Genomic DNA, 13,118 nt, shown 5'->3' with positions numbered 1-13,118 from the left:
GAGGCAACCAGCATTGGCGCGGGGTGGAGCAGCCCGGTAGCTCGTCAGGCTCATAACCTGAAGGCCGCAGGTTCAAATCCTGCCCCCGCAACCAACAAAAAAGCCGCTAGCCCAATGGGTTAGCGGCTTTTGTTGTTTCTGGCGTCAAGCGCATTCCGACTTTTCCGAAATCGGAATTCCGACTTTTTACGCGAAGAACGCTGCCTGTCCGGACTTGGCCATCAGCTCCGGTGGAGCTTGCACAAGCTTCACTTCCATCTTGGCGAGATACTCGCGGAACGTGGGCCATTCGTTCCCCAATGGCTGCACCACCGTGTCGTCTGGCATACGGATGGCGTGATAGCCGTTGTTGCCGTCGTCCACTCCGCTCGCCGTAATCGGATGCGAAATGCCCTCTGCGTCCAAGCCCCATGCGATCACCATCGCCGGAAACACCTCGGTCGGCTTCTCGTCACCCTCCGATACCATTGTCAGCACGTAGGTTCCCGCCGCTGCGGGGAACGCAGAGACGGGGAGAGAACGCATCAACTTTGCCGCGTGGCCGTCCACCTCGTAGACCTCGTCGGCGGTTTCTACCCGAGCGTTCTTGCTGGGATCGTTGCTAACGAGGATCGACTTCACGTCCTTTATCGGGATCCACTCACCGCCGATGGTTGGGAAAAACAATCGCACCTCCTGTTGTGACGCACCCTCGACAGCCGAGGGTGTTCCGGTATTGTTCTACCTATGCGCCGCCGAGTCGACCATCCCGAATTGCGCTTCCTGGTCAAGCGCGCCCTGCAGACGCTGCCGAAGTCGCTGCTGCTCAATCTCAACCGGGGCGGCGACATGCGCTTGCGGGCGCTGGATCAGGCTACCGACATCATCATGGAGCGGCTCGACCATCTGGACTACACCGCGCCGCCGCCGCTGGAGAACCACGGCAGCTAGGCCTGACTTTCCTTCCGCTCTTTCCGGTCTCGCGCAGCGCCGAGCAAGGCCACCATGCCTCGGCCGGCCTGCGCCGCGGTGCGGACGAGATAGGTTTCGATGATCCGCTCGACCGTCTTGATGCTGTGGCCGGTGACGGCCGCGATCGTCGGCACGGACATGCCCAGGTTCGCCAGTCGTGTCACGCAGGTGCGGCGGGCGTCGCGGAACTCCAGGCCCTCCAGCCGCTCGGCCAGATCCTCGTTGCCCTGCTCGCGTGCCTGGGCGGCCGCATGGGCGCGGATGATGCCGAATTTCTCGATGAAATCGCGCTGGCTCCAGGGCTCGCCGGTCATGTCGCGGCCGCGCCATTTGTCGCCGGTGAAGTCGCGGACGATCAGGTTCGTCGCGCCGATTGGCACGACCTGGCCGGCGGCCTTGCAGGCGAGCACGCGCTTGCGCGCTGCCGCGATCAGCAGCTCGACGCGCTCGCGCATCTCGCCCGCGATCGGCACGGCGTTGCGGGCGCGTGTCTTGCGCTGGACGATGCCGAAGCCCATCGCCTTGCCGGCATCCGGCCCGGTGGGGCTGGCCAGCGCGGCATGCAGATCGCGCTGCATGTCCAGCTCGGCGAGCGTCACCTCGCGCCAGTTGGCTGCCCTGACATTGAGGATGTCCGCCTCGCGCTGGCCCCAGACATTGGCCAGCTCCAACGCGAAGCCGATCGAGTGCCAGCCCAGCGTGCCGGCCGAGGCGACGAACGCGACCTCGGCGTCATAGTCCCATAGCTGGTCGCGGGCCGGCGGCTTGGGCAGGCCGAAGCGCTCAAACGGATTGGCGACGGAGCGGCCGTTCTCGGGGTGATCGTTCCACCAGCTCCACACCTCGCGGCCCTTGCTGAGCAGCTTGAACGCCGGGTTGTGGCCGGGAATGTCGCGGACGCCTTCGCGGATCAGCCCGGGCACGGCATCGGCCTGGGGGCATACCTCGTTGCGGAGCTTGCGGACGCGCGCGCGGGTGATCCAGGCGAGCGGGTGCTTGCCCGCCCATTCGCGCAACAGGTTGAGCTGGGTCTGATCGACGCGGCGGCTGTTGGCGGCGAGGGCGGGGAGCTTCTCGCGCTCGTAGCGATCGAGCACGGCGCCCCAGGTCTGGGGGGCATTGTAGCGCTTTACCGCCGCCGGCTTGGCGCCGCCCTCGCGCCAGTTGACGACTTCCTCATTGCGCTTGCGCGCGGCCTCGATCGCGCGGCCCAGATCCTCGGCCTCGATCTTCATGCTTTTCCAGCCGGCCTTGCGTTCGGCCGGGCTGGGTTCCCAGCCATAGTACATGGTTCCGGAGGCAAGGGGCTTCATGACGAAGCCCTTGATGCGTTCCTTGCCGATCTTCATGGTGTGAGCTCCATGGCGGGCAGGCGCGCGAGCATAGGCGCGGGCTTGTGTTCAAGCAATGTGGAGCGGGCGGTGATATTTGAGACAGTTTTCGTGGCGGTGATCCTGGCGCTTTTCCACTGGATTGCAGGCCGAAACGAACCGCTGGCGCGCTGGATGCTGGCGGGGATCGATACGGTGCTGGTGCTGGGCGCGGTGCTGAGCGGCTACTATTGGGACCTGTTCCCGCGGGGACACGGATACTGGACGGCGAACCGCCTTTCCGCGCTGGCCCTGCTGCTGGCGGCGATCTATCTGCCGATCCTTGCGCGGGAGGTGCAGGAGCGGCTTAGCGCGCCGCGCTAGCGAGCACATCGGCTGCCTCCTTCACTGCTTCGTAGACGGCTTCGCCCAGTTCGTTCAGTTCGTCGCCGCGGCCCCATACCTGATGGGCGATAAGGTTGGCGGGCACCGGCGCGAGTGTGTTGACGTAGAGCTTGCCGTCGCGTCGGATGGCAAAGCGGATCGCGGTGCGTGCCGCCGGCTGCAGCCGGGAAGCAATGTCCTGAGCTTGGGGATCAGCCATGGCTTTGCTCCTGATGGGTGGAGAGGGGCGCTTCCTGCTCCCACACCTCCCCGAGAAACGAGAGTGCGAGGGCGGCGATCATCTCGGCGGTCAGGTGGCATCCGGTGCCACGATCCCGAGCCCGCTTCATTCGGTCTAAGGCGTCATGCACAGGCTTATCCCACGCCTCGCTCACTTGCCCTCGCCCTTCATGATTGCCGAGCGGGGCCGGCGCCGGTTGGCCTTCTCCTGTCGCTCCAGGGTGTCACCGATCCGCTTGAGCGAAATGGCGATGCTGTGCAGGACGGCGATGTAGTGATCATGTGGCAGGCTGCCGCTCTGCGGCGGTGATACGCGCTCAAGCTTGGACATTGATCTGCTCCCCGAAATTCGACGTGTGCGCATGAACGGCATTGCGGGCGATGGCCTGCATCGCCTGCGGCGTGAGCATGTGGAGCCCGTCCGTGTCTTTCTCGGCGATCTTCTCCAGCGCCTTGAGCAATGGCTGCGCCAGCTCGGCGCGGGCATCGCGCATGCCGCGAGCGTACCCGACTTCCTCGGCGGCGATCAGCGCCTGGACATGCCTGGTGCGCTGGCGATGGTACGCCTTCGCGGCATCGGTGCTTTCGCTGTGCATCCGCTGGATCGCCTCGTCCGCCTCGGCCTCGGCATCGCGCAGCGCCTTGATCAGGCCGTGTTCCGATCCCTTGATCTTGCAGGCCGTGTTCTTCCCCTCGTCGATGCCGAAGTGCTGGGCGGCGGCATGGGGATCGGTGAACACGTCGCCGCAGTGGAAGCAGCGCCATTCCAGCGGCGCGGTCATATGCGCACCACGCCTGCCTGCTGATCGCGCGCCTCTTCCATCGCCCGTGCGAGCGCATGGAAGGCTGATAGGGGGTGCCAGCCGATCGGCTTGCCGGCGCCCTCGACATAGTGATCGTGCGACCAGCACCAGCCGGCGAAACGCCAGCCTTGGGCTTCTTCCGGTCCAACATTGTGATCGTTGTTATGGCCGATGGTGATGGCGATCGTCGCGTCGTCGAGCGCATGTTGCCCGTCACCCGCATAGTCGATCAGCAGAAGAACGGGCTCGTCGCGCTTGTCCCAGCTCTCCATCGGCAAAAACCGAACCGGATCTTGCGAGGGCAACTCGCAATCCCAGAAGTACCGGACCGGGAAGGTGCCTTCCTTCTCCGCTCGATCGAAGTCGCGGCCATTCGCGCAGCGCCGGCCGATCGCGTCCACGCAAATCGCGCTTAGGTCGCGGCCATTGCTGTCGGTTGCGACGGTCAGGCGCTTCGCTGCGAAATTCACCCAGTCGCCATGCGAGACAAATTCACCCTCCCAGCGGGGTACGAGCGGCGATGGCGTCGCCGGACGTGGCCACGACTTGCCGACTGTGATGCCGCGATCGACTGTTGGCTGGCTCTCGGCGCTGCTCATGACAGCGGCTCCATCATTGCCGTGCGCAGGCGGTGGTTCTCGTCTTCCAGCGCGACGATCTGGTCGACCAGCTCGTTGAACTGCGACGACAGGGCGCGCTCGCGGCACTGGGCGGCATCCGGCGCCTGGCCGGGGCGGCTGGGCACGGGCTGCACCACGCCGCGGATCAGGGCTTCGGCGAGCTGCAGGGCTTCGCGCGGGGTGAGCGCCATGCCGGTGCCGAACATCGTGGGGCTGTTCGACACGACGACGCCGACCGAGCAATTGGGCTGGTCGCTGAAATTCAGAACGCGGATCGTCGAGCCTTCGCGCTCCAGCTGGAAAAGCATGTCATCCATGACGGGCTCCGGTGGGTGCGCGGTGCCCGCCTCGAAGGCACCGCGCGGGGGGTGGTCGCCGCCCTTATGTTTTGACCCGAGGGTGGGCGGCCGAGGCGACCGGGGGGATTTCAGGCGGCCACGGCCCAATGCGGGGCAGGCGCGCCGATGAAGTCGTCTCTGGTGATCGCGCCGTGGCGGATGGCGAGCAGGCCAAGCCAGCACTCCACGTCGTACAACAGGCTGTCCGCTTCGACCTGGGCGGCGAGCAGCGGCGGCACGTTGCGGGCGAGGAAGCCTTCCCGTTGCTGGCGCAGCGTGCGGGCGATGCGGGCGAGCGGGGCGGCCGCGAATACCTCCAGCGGGTGGGTGCCCTGGGCCACGCCCTTGGCCAGCTCGGCCGCGGCGGCCCAGGCGGCGCCGGGATCGACAGCGCCGTCCGCCTCGTCGCCATGATCGCGCCATGCCGGGCCGCGCGCGCGATCGGCGCCGCGTTCGGCGAGGAAGTGGATGCGGGCCAGCGCCGTCCGATCGCCCGCAAGCGCCGCGTCGATCCGATCGGCGAACTTGACCGGGCCGCCGAAGCCAAGGAGCTGGTGCCAGTAGAGATAGTGTGCGGCATCGAACGCCTCGAGGCGAATGCGTGCATCGGCCTCGGTGAGAGGGTTCGTCGCGCTCGCCACCCATTTGGGATATGCGGCGCGGCGGATCGCCAATTCGCGGCGCAGCTCGCGCACCTTGGCGCCCCAGCTGATCGGCGCGGGATCGTCGTCGCTGGCCAGCGGCTGCGTTCCCGAAAGATCGAAGCTGCTGGCAAGGTCCGCCTGGATCGCCGCCAGTACCGCTTGGTGGCGACGGGCCTCGGTCTGGTCGAGCGAGCCGCGCTGCACCATGATCGGATAGGCCTCGCGTCGGCGATGCACCTCGCGCGTGACCTCGGCGACAATCTCGGCCAGCGGCACGCGGTGGGGCTGGCGCTCCGCGAGCGGCGAGCGCATCGCGAAATCGTCGGTGAGGCGGCGCTCGGTCATTTGCGCACCCATGCGGGCCATGTCGCGACCCATTTGAGCACGGGCCAGAGCGGATCGCAGCCGACCATATCGGCTTCGATATCGTCCAGCCGCGTCAGGGCGCAGCAGCACCCGGCGATCAGATATGCAATGACGAGGATGGCCAGGTTCATGGCCGCAGCTCCTGTTCGGCCTTGAGGCGGGCGACGCGCTTGCGGGCAGCCTCCAGTTGCTGGGTGACGCGCCATTTCTTCTGGCTGAGCGCGCGGACCTTGGCGCAGGCCTTGTCCAGCTGCTCGGGGATCCAGCGGGCGCGCTCCTTCATCGCGTCTTCCAGCGCCTCCAGCTCCTCGCGCTCGACGCGGGTGAGCGGGGCGCCCTTGTCGACCAGCTCGCGCAGGGTGAGCAGGCGATCGAGCTGGTTCACCACCTTGTGGCGAAGCGGGCGGGGAAGGCGGCTCATGGCTGGGTGTCCCGCACGACGGGGTGCGTGATCTCCAGCTTGTAGTTGCCGGAAGTCATCGGTTCGGCCTCGGCGGTGAGCGAGGCGACCAGCGTGGGCACGTCGATCGCTTCAAGCAGCGCCTTGCTGAGCCGCATTGCCTCGGCGGGCGACAGATCGAAGTGCGAGCCGTCGTCGCGCATGACGCGGATGTCCCGGGTGCGCGGGCGATAGATGGCGGTGATCATGCCTCGCGCTCCTGATGGCGTTCGGTGAGGCCGCCCACGTCGATGCGGTCGATCGCGGCCCAGAGCACCGCGGCGGCCTGGACGAGATGGTCGCGCGGATCGGGCGGCAGCAGGCCCGGCGTACCGTGCAGCACGTCCATCGCCTCGGCGATGTACTGGGCCGCCAGCTCGGGCAGCTGGGCCGGGTGCAACGCCAGATCATGTTCGCGGGTGAAGCCGCGGTTCTCGATCTGATCGCGGCGGGCGGAGACGATATCGCGCAGCGCGGGGCCATTGGCCCAGGCGGGCACGTGAAAAGACACGGTGCTCATGTGCGGGGTGCTCCCGTGCGCCAGTCGCGCCGGCGCAGTTCGGTGAAGATGCGGCGATAGCTGTCAGCGATCGTCGGTGCGGCGGCGAGCAACGCCACCACGATGGGGGCGTGCTGCCAGCTCATGCCGCGATGCCTCCGTCGATCACGCGGAAGCGCTGGCCGATCCGGCTGGCGGCTTCGTCCATTTCCTCGACGGCTTCGCGCTCGGCGGCCGCGTCGGGCATGGCGGGGGCGTGGCCGTCGAACCACTGGTCGACGGTGCCGGTGGGCCAGCGGCTGGCGTTCCGCGCCTCGCGGAACATGCGGCCGCCGCCGGTGGCGGTGCGGGTGAAGTAGGGGAGCGGGCGCGGAAAGCCTTCGCTCTCGATCAGCTGGTTGACATAGGCGATCTGCCAGCGGGCGCTGCGGTGGGATTGCCCCAGCCGCTGCATGATATAGCCAAGGCCGCAGGTGAACCTGTCCTGGCTGGCAATCGGGGTAGCCATGGTGGACCTCCGTTCCGGTGAACGGCGGTCCTTCTATTGCCAAATTGGCAACGTCGTCAAGCGATATGTTGCCGTTTTGGCAATGCGTCCGCTACGCGGCGTCTTCCTGCTTGCGCTCGCGGAAGGGAAGAACGGCTTCGGCGACGCGCTTGAACGTCTCGCGCTGGGCCTGGTCGGCATGGCGGCGGGCATCGATCAGCGCGCGCTCTTCCTCGTCGAGCAGCCATGGATTGACGCTGCGCGGGAGAAGGTCGGCCGGGGAGACCGGCGCTTCCTCGGTGGAGAGTGCACGCGCGAGGCGGATCATCCAGTCCAGATCCAGGCCGCGCGTGCCCTTGATCACCTTGTTGAGGCTCGAAGCGGTCACGTTCGCGCGGCGCGCAAGCTCGGCCTGATTGAGGCCGGCGGCCTCCATCAGTTCTTCTATCCGGTGCGGGGGCTCATCGTCGTTTGCCACCAGCCGGTAATAGCCGATCCGGGCTGTTTCCATATTGGCATATTGCCATAATGGCAACGTGGAGTATAGCCATTTTGGCAACGTCAAGATGGGACAGGCCGGATGCATCCACGCGAATGGAGAGAAGGCAAGGGCTGGACGCTGGAGCGGATGGCCGAAGAGCTGGAGCTTGCCGACCGATCGGCGGTGCACCGCTACGAGACGGGCGTGCGCCGCCCGGCCCCCGACGTGCTCGAACGCTATTTCCTGCTGACCGGCGGGGAGGTGCAGCCGAACGATTTCTATCCGCTGCCCCGCTGGCGCCAGCGCCTGGGCGAGGTGGCGGAGGTGGCGCGGCAAGCGCGCGCCGCGGTGTTGGGAAAGGCAGCCTGACATGACCAAGGGCAAATGGGTGGACAGCAGCAAGCGATCGGAGGCGGCGCGTAAAGGCGCGGCCCGACGCAAGTACAAGCCGCGCGGGCCCTACGGCGCGCGGAAGCAGCCGGAGGCGGTGAAGCAGCGGCTGCGCGAGATCGCGGCACGCTGCGGCGCGGCCCCGCCGATCGACGATCGCCTGCCGACACCCGGCGAGCTGGCGCAGCGGATCGACGCGGTGCTGGAAGCCGTGGAGCATGAAAAGTGATGCAGCCCCGGCCCCTGGTGGTGACGGACCCATTTGCACGCCGATCGCCGAAGGGCGGTTGCTATTGGTGCGACCGCAACCTTTGCCACGCGGTGCGCTTCGTCACCGGCCATGGCTGGGTGGCGCTGTGCGACACGTGCCGGATGCTGGCCGATGGCTAGTGCCGCCTTCGACCGCACCGCGGGCGACGGGCTGAGCGCCCGCGAGCGCAGCATCCTGAACCTGTGGGATGGGGGCCGCTCGATCGAGGCGATCGTGCGCGAGCTGGGCGCACCGCTGGCGGTGGTGCGCGATACCGTGTCGCTGTTCCATGCAGGCCCCTCGACCGAGGAAGTGACGACGCGCGCCGGCCTGCCCGCCGCGAACGCGAAGATGGTGGCCGCGATGCTGGCCGCCCAGGCCAAGGCCGAGGATCGGCGGAGACGGGATTTGATCGAAGTCGGCGAAATCGAAAACATGCTGCGCGACCGCGCCGAGGCGGTGGTGCGCGAGCTGTTCCCTAATGCGCGCAAGGCCGGCCATGAAATGGTGCTGGGCAGCTTGGGCGGCGAGCCGGGATCGTCGCTGTCGATCCATGTCGGCGGCGGCCCCAAGCGCGGCATGTGGAAGGACTTTGCCGGCGGCGATCAGGCGCGCGGCGACATGCTGTGCCTGATCGAGCAGGCGCTGTTCGGCGGCGATCGGAAACGGGCGGTGCAGTGGGCCAAGAGCTTCCTGCGCATCGCCGACGGCGAGGGGCCCGAGGTGGACCGCGCGCGGATCGACGCCATGCGCCTGGAAGCCCAGGCCAATGCCGAGCGCCGGCAGAAGGACGCGGCGCGGCAGCGGCAGGCGATCATCGCCAGCGCGGTCGCACGGTGGCAATCGGCGCGGCGGCTGGAGCGCGGCGATCCGGTCGACGAATATCTGCGCAATCGCGGCATCGATCTGGCGGTGCTGGCCCAGGCGAGCGGCGGGCGCACGCCTGGCGCGCTGCGCTATCATCCGGCCGTGCAATATGGCGTGCGGGTGCCGGGCGGCCCCGAACCCTATGTGGGCCCGGCGCTGGTCGCCATGGTCACGTCGCTGGCCGGCGCGCATATCGCCACGCACCGGATCTGGCTGGCGCAGGATGCGCGCGGCCGCTGGGGCAAGGCGGGACCGGACCAGCTCGGCTATGACGAGAAGGGCGAGCCCAACGATCCGAAGAAGGTGCTGGCCAGCCCGGCCGGCGGGCATATCCCGCTGTGGAAGGGCACGAACCGCCAGCCGCTGCACGGCCTGAAGCCGGGCGAGGACGTTTTCGCGAGCGAGGGCATCGAGAACGGGCTTACCGCCGCGTGCGCGGACCCTTCGATCCGGGTGATTTCCACCGTGGCGCTGCCGTTCTTCGGCCAGCTGCAGCTTCCCGACATTCTCGGCCAGCCGGAGGGCGGGCGCCTGATCTGGCTGCGCGACAACGATCCGCCGGGCAGCGACGCGGAAACGCTGCTGCGCGGCGCGGTAGCGAAGCACCGCGAGGCGGGCCGCCGGGTGGGGTTCGTCAACCCGCCGGGCGGGGCGAAGGACATCAACGACGTGGCGCAGAAGGGACTTGGCAATGTTTAACGAAGAACAGCGGCAGCGATACGAAGCAGCTTGCCACGCGATGCAGTCTGGCGTTGCGTTCGAGCAGTCGGCGGGAAGTAAATGCGGCTCGCCAAAGCATCTGCGCGTCGGCATCAATTCGGCGATGGTCGAAACGAGTGCGCTTGCGCACCTGCTGGTGGCCAAGGGGATTTGCACCGCGTTCGAGTATGCCGAGGCGATCACTACCGCCATGGAAGAAGAGGCGCGGCGATACGAAGCGCGCATCGCCGCGCAGACGGGCGCCACGGTTCGGCTGGGCTGAAATGAAGGTAGCTGCAGGGGAAAATTGGTGCGAGCTGTCGCCGATCGGCGCGCATCGCAGGCCTACCGGCATGGTTCGCTATGCGATCTGGGAATATCGCGATGCCATGGGCGTGCACCGCATCCCCTGCAGCATCGTGGCGCATCTGCGCGCCGGGTACGATTTCACCGACTGGCGCCGATCGCGATCGACCTCCGGCCTCCTGCGCGTCGCCATTCATTGCAACGTCGCCGATCATTCTGGGGCGCTGACCGAGACCGGCCTTGCCGTTCGCCGCGCGCTGCAGCTGCGGCCGGGCATGCGTGACGGCTGGGAAACCCCGCACGGCTTAAAGCGCAGGCGCTTCGCCGAGATGCGGTCATAAACATAACAGGGGCGGGGCAGGCATGACGGGCCACCTTCAACCGATCCGCGAGGCGCTCAGTCGGATCGAAGAACCGGAAATTGACGATCATGCAGGAGGCGCCGGCTTTGCCGGGCCTCGGCATGCGCGGCCCGAAAGCGAGATGCCGGACGATTGCCCGGTGGTGCCGGTGGGCACCGAAAACGGCACCTTCTATTTCCTGACCGCGCTGGGCGAGCTGCGCGCGCTGGCGCCGGACAAAGTGGCGAACAAGCATATCGTCGCCATGTTCGCGCCGGACAGCAATTACCTCGAACGCGCATGGCCGCGCCGGAAGGAAATTGCCCAGGTCGACGAAGCCGGCAAGCCGGTGAAGGACAAGGATGGCAACGTCATCAAGGAATGGGTAACGGTGGGCTGGAACACCGAAATCGTCTCGGCCCTGCTGATGGACACCTGCGCGCAGAAGGGGGTGTGGAACCCGCGCGAGCGCGTGCGCGGCCGTGGCGCCTGGCGCGCCGATGACGGATCGCTGATCCTCCATTGCGGCAATCACCTGCTGATCAACGGCCGATGGGTTCGGCCGGGCGAATATGGCGGGATGGTCTATCCGATGCAGACGCCCATACCCCGTCCCGACGGCGCGCCCAGGGCCAAGGCCGAGGTGATGGCGCCGCGGCTGACGGCCTGGCTGCGCGATCGGGGTGTGGAAATCCCGTCCGACGCCTCGCCGTCGCGGCTGCTGCTGGAGATCCTGCGCACGTGGAACTGGGCACGGCCGATGATCGATCCCGTGTTGCTGCTCGGCTGGTTCGGCGCGGCGATGGTGGGCGGCGCGTTGAAATACCGGCCGCTGGTGTGGGTGACCGGCGGCGCCGAGGCCGGCAAGTCGACATTGCTCGAGCTGATCGGATACCTGTTCAACGGCGCGATCCTGCAGAGCCCCAAGGCATCGGAAGCGGGCGTCCGCCAGACGCTGGGCCAGCAATCGCTGCCGGTGAACCTGGACGAGAGCGAGGCGGACAAGGATAATTCGAAGATCTATGCGCTGATCGAGCTGGCGCGCCTGGCCGCGACCAGTCAGGGCAATATGCTCAAGGGCGGGCAGGACCATAAGGCGACCGAGTTCCGCGCCGAAAGTTGCTTCCTGTTCTCGTCGATCCTCGTGCCGCCGATGGAGCCGGCCGATCGCAGCCGCTTCGCCTATCTGGAGTTGGGCGCGCTGCCGCCGGGCGCACGATCGCCGAACTTCGATCGCCATGTGGGCGAGCTGCGCGCGATCGGCGCGTGGCTGCTCAAGCGGTTCGCGGACAACTGGCACCGCTGGTCGATGCTGCTCGACGCCTATCGAGACGCGCTGATCGACATCGGCAAGCAGAAGAACCGCGCGGCCGACCAGTTCGGCACGCTGCGCGCGGCGGCCGAGCTGCTGCTGCACGATGGCGAGCCGGATGCGGAGGAACTGGCGCTGTGGGGCGGCCTGCTCGGCCGCGAGGCGATGGACGAAACCAGCTCGGCCGAGGCCGAACCGATGCTGTGCCTGTCGCACCTGCGATCGATGCCGGTCAATCTGGTGGGCGTGGGGCCGCAGCGGCTGGTTTCCGAATGGCTGATGGACGCCACGGCGCCGTTGATCAGCACCGCGCTGGATCCGGCCGCGACCGAGGCGAAGGAGAGGCGGGCCAAGGCCCAGGCGGCGATCGGCCGCATCGGGCTCAAGGTGGTGCAGGAAGACGGGAAGGACTGGCTGGCCGTGGCCACCAACCATGTGGGCCTCGCGCGGCTGCTGCAGGATACAAAGTTCCGCGATGGCGTGTGGACCCAGGCGCTGGCGCGGCTCCCGGGTGCGATCAAGAGCGGGCGCGAGCGTGCGGCGATCCGTTTCGCCGGCCACCAAAGCCGCTGCACGCTGATCCCGATCGCCGTGGCGCTGCCTGGGGAAGAGGATGCACCGGCGATCGCAGTGCAAAAGATGGAGACGGCGCTATGACACTGGAACCTTCGGAGCCACAGGAACGATGCTAGGATCATGATGGTTGAGGCGATGCAATTTGGCGAACACATCTTGCATCTCTCGCAATGCAGCGGATAGCTCATCGAGCGTGTAAGTTCGCTCCATCGGTTCCGGCTTCTTAACCTTTCGCTTAGCGTCTTGGAGCGCTTGATAGGTGCGGTCCTCTAACGGAAGAGCGAGCCACTTTTTCGGCCTTGATCTTTCTATTTCGCCATCGAGCCACTCGTGGACCCACTCGCTTGTCCGAAACGTTGCCGTCGGCGGGTTGTCCATAATGTTTATGCTAAGCTGGCCGTGGGCTAGATCGTTCCTGATCTTGTATAGCTTGTGGAGTTTGCTCGTAGCCCTTTGAAGTTGAATTTCATGATCCTGATCGTTGCCGCGGGCGGCACGAGAGAGATGGATAAAATACTTCAGATAGAGCCGCCACCGTTTCTCAGGGAAAACCAAGGCATCTCCAACGCTGCCAGTCCAAGAATCGCCGCCCTTCTTTTTATACCAATCTCGCTTTTGTTGAAGGTATATCCACATCTGGATGGAAGTTGTTTGTTGAACAACAGTTTCGTGGATACGCGACCATTGCGTTATTAGAATTCCGATTAGCTCATGAAACCGAGCTTCAACGGCAGGGTCGAAGGGTGTGGACATAACAGCGCAGCCTTATCTACCGTCGAAACCGGGTGCAAACCTTATGTTGAAGGGTAATTCCC

At 66.5% G+C, this 13,118-nt stretch carries 25 protein-coding genes and 1 tRNA gene; 10 read left to right on the top strand and 16 right to left on the bottom strand.

What is annotated here, in order from left to right:
* Positions 1-17 precede the first annotated feature (17 nt).
* Positions 18-94: transfer RNA gene (locus GGR89_RS20965), tRNA-Met, on the top strand.
* Between the two features lie 92 nt (positions 95-186).
* Here GGR89_RS20965 and GGR89_RS20960 read toward each other — a convergent pair.
* Positions 187-666, bottom strand: a complete 480-nt coding sequence (locus GGR89_RS20960; RefSeq protein WP_167713172.1) for a hypothetical protein — start codon at positions 664-666, stop codon at positions 187-189.
* Positions 667-726: 60 nt separating this feature from the next.
* Here GGR89_RS20960 and GGR89_RS20955 point away from each other — a divergent pair, with 60 nt between their 5' ends.
* On the top strand, positions 727-930 hold the full coding sequence (locus GGR89_RS20955) for a hypothetical protein (protein WP_167713170.1): 204 nt from the start codon (positions 727-729) through the stop codon (positions 928-930).
* Here GGR89_RS20955 and GGR89_RS20950 read toward each other — a convergent pair.
* On the bottom strand, positions 927-2,300 hold the full coding sequence (locus GGR89_RS20950) for a site-specific integrase (RefSeq protein WP_167713168.1): 1,374 nt from the start codon (positions 2,298-2,300) through the stop codon (positions 927-929). The genes GGR89_RS20955 and GGR89_RS20950 overlap by 4 nt on opposite strands.
* Before the next feature lie 72 nt (positions 2,301-2,372).
* Between GGR89_RS20950 and GGR89_RS20945 the strand changes: the two genes are divergently transcribed.
* A complete protein-coding gene (locus tag GGR89_RS20945) occupies positions 2,373-2,645 on the top strand; it encodes a hypothetical protein (protein ID WP_167713166.1) in 273 nt (90 codons plus the stop codon).
* Here the strand turns inward: GGR89_RS20945 and GGR89_RS20940 are convergent.
* The 13 genes from GGR89_RS20940 to GGR89_RS20885 all read right to left on the bottom strand — a co-directional run bounded on the left by GGR89_RS20940 (position 2,629) and on the right by GGR89_RS20885 (position 7,667).
* Positions 2,629-2,865: a hypothetical protein gene (locus GGR89_RS20940; RefSeq protein WP_167713165.1), complete on the bottom strand. Its 237-nt coding sequence runs from the start codon at positions 2,863-2,865 to the stop codon at positions 2,629-2,631. The two genes, GGR89_RS20945 and GGR89_RS20940, sit on opposite strands and share 17 nt — an antisense overlap.
* 171 nt (positions 2,866-3,036) lie before the next feature.
* Complete coding sequence (locus GGR89_RS20935) at positions 3,037-3,216, bottom strand: hypothetical protein (RefSeq protein ID WP_167713163.1); 180 nt, start codon at positions 3,214-3,216, stop codon at positions 3,037-3,039.
* Positions 3,203-3,667 (bottom strand): hypothetical protein, encoded by a 465-nt coding sequence (locus GGR89_RS20930; RefSeq protein WP_167713159.1) that lies wholly within the window; start codon positions 3,665-3,667, stop codon positions 3,203-3,205. Before GGR89_RS20930 ends, GGR89_RS20935 begins: the two co-directional genes overlap by 14 nt.
* On the bottom strand, positions 3,664-4,287 hold the full coding sequence (locus tag GGR89_RS20925; protein WP_167713157.1) for a hypothetical protein: 624 nt from the start codon (positions 4,285-4,287) through the stop codon (positions 3,664-3,666). The genes GGR89_RS20930 and GGR89_RS20925 overlap by 4 nt, the downstream gene beginning before the upstream one ends.
* Positions 4,284-4,625: a hypothetical protein gene (locus GGR89_RS20920; RefSeq protein WP_167713155.1), complete on the bottom strand. Its 342-nt coding sequence runs from the start codon at positions 4,623-4,625 to the stop codon at positions 4,284-4,286. Before GGR89_RS20920 ends, GGR89_RS20925 begins: the two co-directional genes overlap by 4 nt.
* Before the next feature lie 110 nt (positions 4,626-4,735).
* Positions 4,736-5,635, bottom strand: coding sequence for a hypothetical protein (locus GGR89_RS20915; protein ID WP_167713152.1), 900 nt, complete (start codon positions 5,633-5,635; stop codon positions 4,736-4,738).
* Positions 5,632-5,787 carry a hypothetical protein gene (locus tag GGR89_RS20910; RefSeq protein ID WP_167713150.1) on the bottom strand — a complete coding sequence of 52 codons (156 nt, stop codon included), beginning with the start codon at positions 5,785-5,787 and terminating at the stop codon, positions 5,632-5,634. The genes GGR89_RS20915 and GGR89_RS20910 overlap by 4 nt, the downstream gene beginning before the upstream one ends.
* A complete protein-coding gene (locus GGR89_RS20905; RefSeq protein WP_167713149.1) occupies positions 5,784-6,077 on the bottom strand; it encodes a hypothetical protein in 294 nt (97 codons plus the stop codon). Before GGR89_RS20905 ends, GGR89_RS20910 begins: the two co-directional genes overlap by 4 nt.
* The gene (locus tag GGR89_RS20900; RefSeq protein WP_167713147.1) at positions 6,074-6,304 is read right to left on the bottom strand and encodes a hypothetical protein; all 231 of its coding nucleotides are present in this window, start codon (positions 6,302-6,304) and stop codon (positions 6,074-6,076) included. Before GGR89_RS20900 ends, GGR89_RS20905 begins: the two co-directional genes overlap by 4 nt.
* On the bottom strand, positions 6,301-6,615 hold the full coding sequence (locus tag GGR89_RS20895; RefSeq protein ID WP_167713145.1) for a hypothetical protein: 315 nt from the start codon (positions 6,613-6,615) through the stop codon (positions 6,301-6,303). Before GGR89_RS20895 ends, GGR89_RS20900 begins: the two co-directional genes overlap by 4 nt.
* A complete protein-coding gene (locus tag GGR89_RS22740) occupies positions 6,612-6,740 on the bottom strand; it encodes a hypothetical protein (RefSeq protein ID WP_280741005.1) in 129 nt (42 codons plus the stop codon). Before GGR89_RS22740 ends, GGR89_RS20895 begins: the two co-directional genes overlap by 4 nt.
* Positions 6,737-7,102: a hypothetical protein gene (locus GGR89_RS20890; protein WP_167713143.1), complete on the bottom strand. Its 366-nt coding sequence runs from the start codon at positions 7,100-7,102 to the stop codon at positions 6,737-6,739. Before GGR89_RS20890 ends, GGR89_RS22740 begins: the two co-directional genes overlap by 4 nt.
* Positions 7,103-7,193: 91 nt before the next feature.
* Positions 7,194-7,667, bottom strand: coding sequence for a helix-turn-helix domain-containing protein (locus GGR89_RS20885; RefSeq protein ID WP_167713141.1), 474 nt, complete (start codon positions 7,665-7,667; stop codon positions 7,194-7,196).
* Here GGR89_RS20885 and GGR89_RS20880 point away from each other — a divergent pair.
* The 7 genes from GGR89_RS20880 (at position 7,662) to GGR89_RS20850 (ending at position 12,384) form a co-directional block, all read left to right on the top strand.
* On the top strand, positions 7,662-7,931 hold the full coding sequence (locus tag GGR89_RS20880) for a helix-turn-helix domain-containing protein (protein WP_167713138.1): 270 nt from the start codon (positions 7,662-7,664) through the stop codon (positions 7,929-7,931). The two genes, GGR89_RS20885 and GGR89_RS20880, sit on opposite strands and share 6 nt — an antisense overlap.
* 1 nt (position 7,932) lies before the next feature.
* A complete protein-coding gene (locus tag GGR89_RS20875) occupies positions 7,933-8,181 on the top strand; it encodes a hypothetical protein (protein ID WP_167713136.1) in 249 nt (82 codons plus the stop codon).
* Positions 8,181-8,342, top strand: coding sequence for a hypothetical protein (locus GGR89_RS20870; RefSeq protein WP_167713135.1), 162 nt, complete (start codon positions 8,181-8,183; stop codon positions 8,340-8,342). The genes GGR89_RS20875 and GGR89_RS20870 overlap by 1 nt, the downstream gene beginning before the upstream one ends.
* Positions 8,335-9,768 carry a DUF7146 domain-containing protein gene (locus tag GGR89_RS20865; protein WP_167713133.1) on the top strand — a complete coding sequence of 478 codons (1,434 nt, stop codon included), beginning with the start codon at positions 8,335-8,337 and terminating at the stop codon, positions 9,766-9,768. Before GGR89_RS20870 ends, GGR89_RS20865 begins: the two co-directional genes overlap by 8 nt.
* Positions 9,761-10,051, top strand: a complete 291-nt coding sequence (locus tag GGR89_RS20860) for a hypothetical protein (protein ID WP_167713131.1) — start codon at positions 9,761-9,763, stop codon at positions 10,049-10,051. Before GGR89_RS20865 ends, GGR89_RS20860 begins: the two co-directional genes overlap by 8 nt.
* A 1-nt stretch (position 10,052) precedes the next feature.
* Positions 10,053-10,415 (top strand): hypothetical protein, encoded by a 363-nt coding sequence (locus GGR89_RS20855; protein ID WP_167713129.1) that lies wholly within the window; start codon positions 10,053-10,055, stop codon positions 10,413-10,415.
* A 142-nt stretch (positions 10,416-10,557) separates the two neighbouring features.
* On the top strand, positions 10,558-12,384 hold the full coding sequence (locus tag GGR89_RS20850; protein ID WP_167713127.1) for a hypothetical protein: 1,827 nt from the start codon (positions 10,558-10,560) through the stop codon (positions 12,382-12,384).
* On the opposite strand, the gene GGR89_RS20845 is transcribed toward GGR89_RS20850, so the two are convergent.
* On the bottom strand, positions 12,379-13,056 hold the full coding sequence (locus GGR89_RS20845; RefSeq protein WP_167713125.1) for a hypothetical protein: 678 nt from the start codon (positions 13,054-13,056) through the stop codon (positions 12,379-12,381). The two genes, GGR89_RS20850 and GGR89_RS20845, sit on opposite strands and share 6 nt — an antisense overlap.
* Positions 13,057-13,118 lie beyond the last annotated feature (62 nt).

This window comes from Sphingomonas trueperi (genome assembly GCF_011927635.1).
In the GTDB taxonomy this organism is placed as follows: domain Bacteria; phylum Pseudomonadota; class Alphaproteobacteria; order Sphingomonadales; family Sphingomonadaceae; genus Sphingomonas; species Sphingomonas trueperi.
The sequence above is the reverse complement of the archived record's forward strand: the minus strand, read 5'-3'. Positions and strand labels throughout refer to the sequence as shown.

Coding starts and splice junctions, on each gene's coding strand:
- GGR89_RS20955 (WP_167713170.1), top strand. CDS start 727: ATGCGCCGCCGAGTCGACCATCCCGAATTGCGCTTCCTGGTCAAGCGC.
- GGR89_RS20950 (WP_167713168.1), bottom strand. CDS start 2,300: ATGAAGATCGGCAAGGAACGCATCAAGGGCTTCGTCATGAAGCCCCTT.
- GGR89_RS20940 (WP_167713165.1), bottom strand. CDS start 2,865: ATGGCTGATCCCCAAGCTCAGGACATTGCTTCCCGGCTGCAGCCGGCG.
- GGR89_RS20935 (WP_167713163.1), bottom strand. CDS start 3,216: ATGTCCAAGCTTGAGCGCGTATCACCGCCGCAGAGCGGCAGCCTGCCA.
- GGR89_RS20930 (WP_167713159.1), bottom strand. CDS start 3,667: ATGACCGCGCCGCTGGAATGGCGCTGCTTCCACTGCGGCGACGTGTTC.
- GGR89_RS20925 (WP_167713157.1), bottom strand. CDS start 4,287: ATGAGCAGCGCCGAGAGCCAGCCAACAGTCGATCGCGGCATCACAGTC.
- GGR89_RS20920 (WP_167713155.1), bottom strand. CDS start 4,625: ATGGATGACATGCTTTTCCAGCTGGAGCGCGAAGGCTCGACGATCCGC.
- GGR89_RS20915 (WP_167713152.1), bottom strand. CDS start 5,635: ATGACCGAGCGCCGCCTCACCGACGATTTCGCGATGCGCTCGCCGCTC.
- GGR89_RS20910 (WP_167713150.1), bottom strand. CDS start 5,787: ATGAACCTGGCCATCCTCGTCATTGCATATCTGATCGCCGGGTGCTGC.
- GGR89_RS20905 (WP_167713149.1), bottom strand. CDS start 6,077: ATGAGCCGCCTTCCCCGCCCGCTTCGCCACAAGGTGGTGAACCAGCTC.
- GGR89_RS20900 (WP_167713147.1), bottom strand. CDS start 6,304: ATGATCACCGCCATCTATCGCCCGCGCACCCGGGACATCCGCGTCATG.
- GGR89_RS20895 (WP_167713145.1), bottom strand. CDS start 6,615: ATGAGCACCGTGTCTTTTCACGTGCCCGCCTGGGCCAATGGCCCCGCG.
- GGR89_RS22740 (WP_280741005.1), bottom strand. CDS start 6,740: ATGAGCTGGCAGCACGCCCCCATCGTGGTGGCGTTGCTCGCCGCCGCA.
- GGR89_RS20890 (WP_167713143.1), bottom strand. CDS start 7,102: ATGGCTACCCCGATTGCCAGCCAGGACAGGTTCACCTGCGGCCTTGGC.
- GGR89_RS20880 (WP_167713138.1), top strand. CDS start 7,662: ATGCATCCACGCGAATGGAGAGAAGGCAAGGGCTGGACGCTGGAGCGG.
- GGR89_RS20885 (WP_167713141.1), bottom strand. CDS start 7,667: ATGCATCCGGCCTGTCCCATCTTGACGTTGCCAAAATGGCTATACTCC.
- GGR89_RS20875 (WP_167713136.1), top strand. CDS start 7,933: ATGACCAAGGGCAAATGGGTGGACAGCAGCAAGCGATCGGAGGCGGCG.
- GGR89_RS20870 (WP_167713135.1), top strand. CDS start 8,181: ATGCAGCCCCGGCCCCTGGTGGTGACGGACCCATTTGCACGCCGATCG.
- GGR89_RS20865 (WP_167713133.1), top strand. CDS start 8,335: ATGGCTAGTGCCGCCTTCGACCGCACCGCGGGCGACGGGCTGAGCGCC.
- GGR89_RS20860 (WP_167713131.1), top strand. CDS start 9,761: ATGTTTAACGAAGAACAGCGGCAGCGATACGAAGCAGCTTGCCACGCG.
- GGR89_RS20855 (WP_167713129.1), top strand. CDS start 10,053: ATGAAGGTAGCTGCAGGGGAAAATTGGTGCGAGCTGTCGCCGATCGGC.
- GGR89_RS20850 (WP_167713127.1), top strand. CDS start 10,558: ATGCCGGACGATTGCCCGGTGGTGCCGGTGGGCACCGAAAACGGCACC.
- GGR89_RS20845 (WP_167713125.1), bottom strand. CDS start 13,056: ATGTCCACACCCTTCGACCCTGCCGTTGAAGCTCGGTTTCATGAGCTA.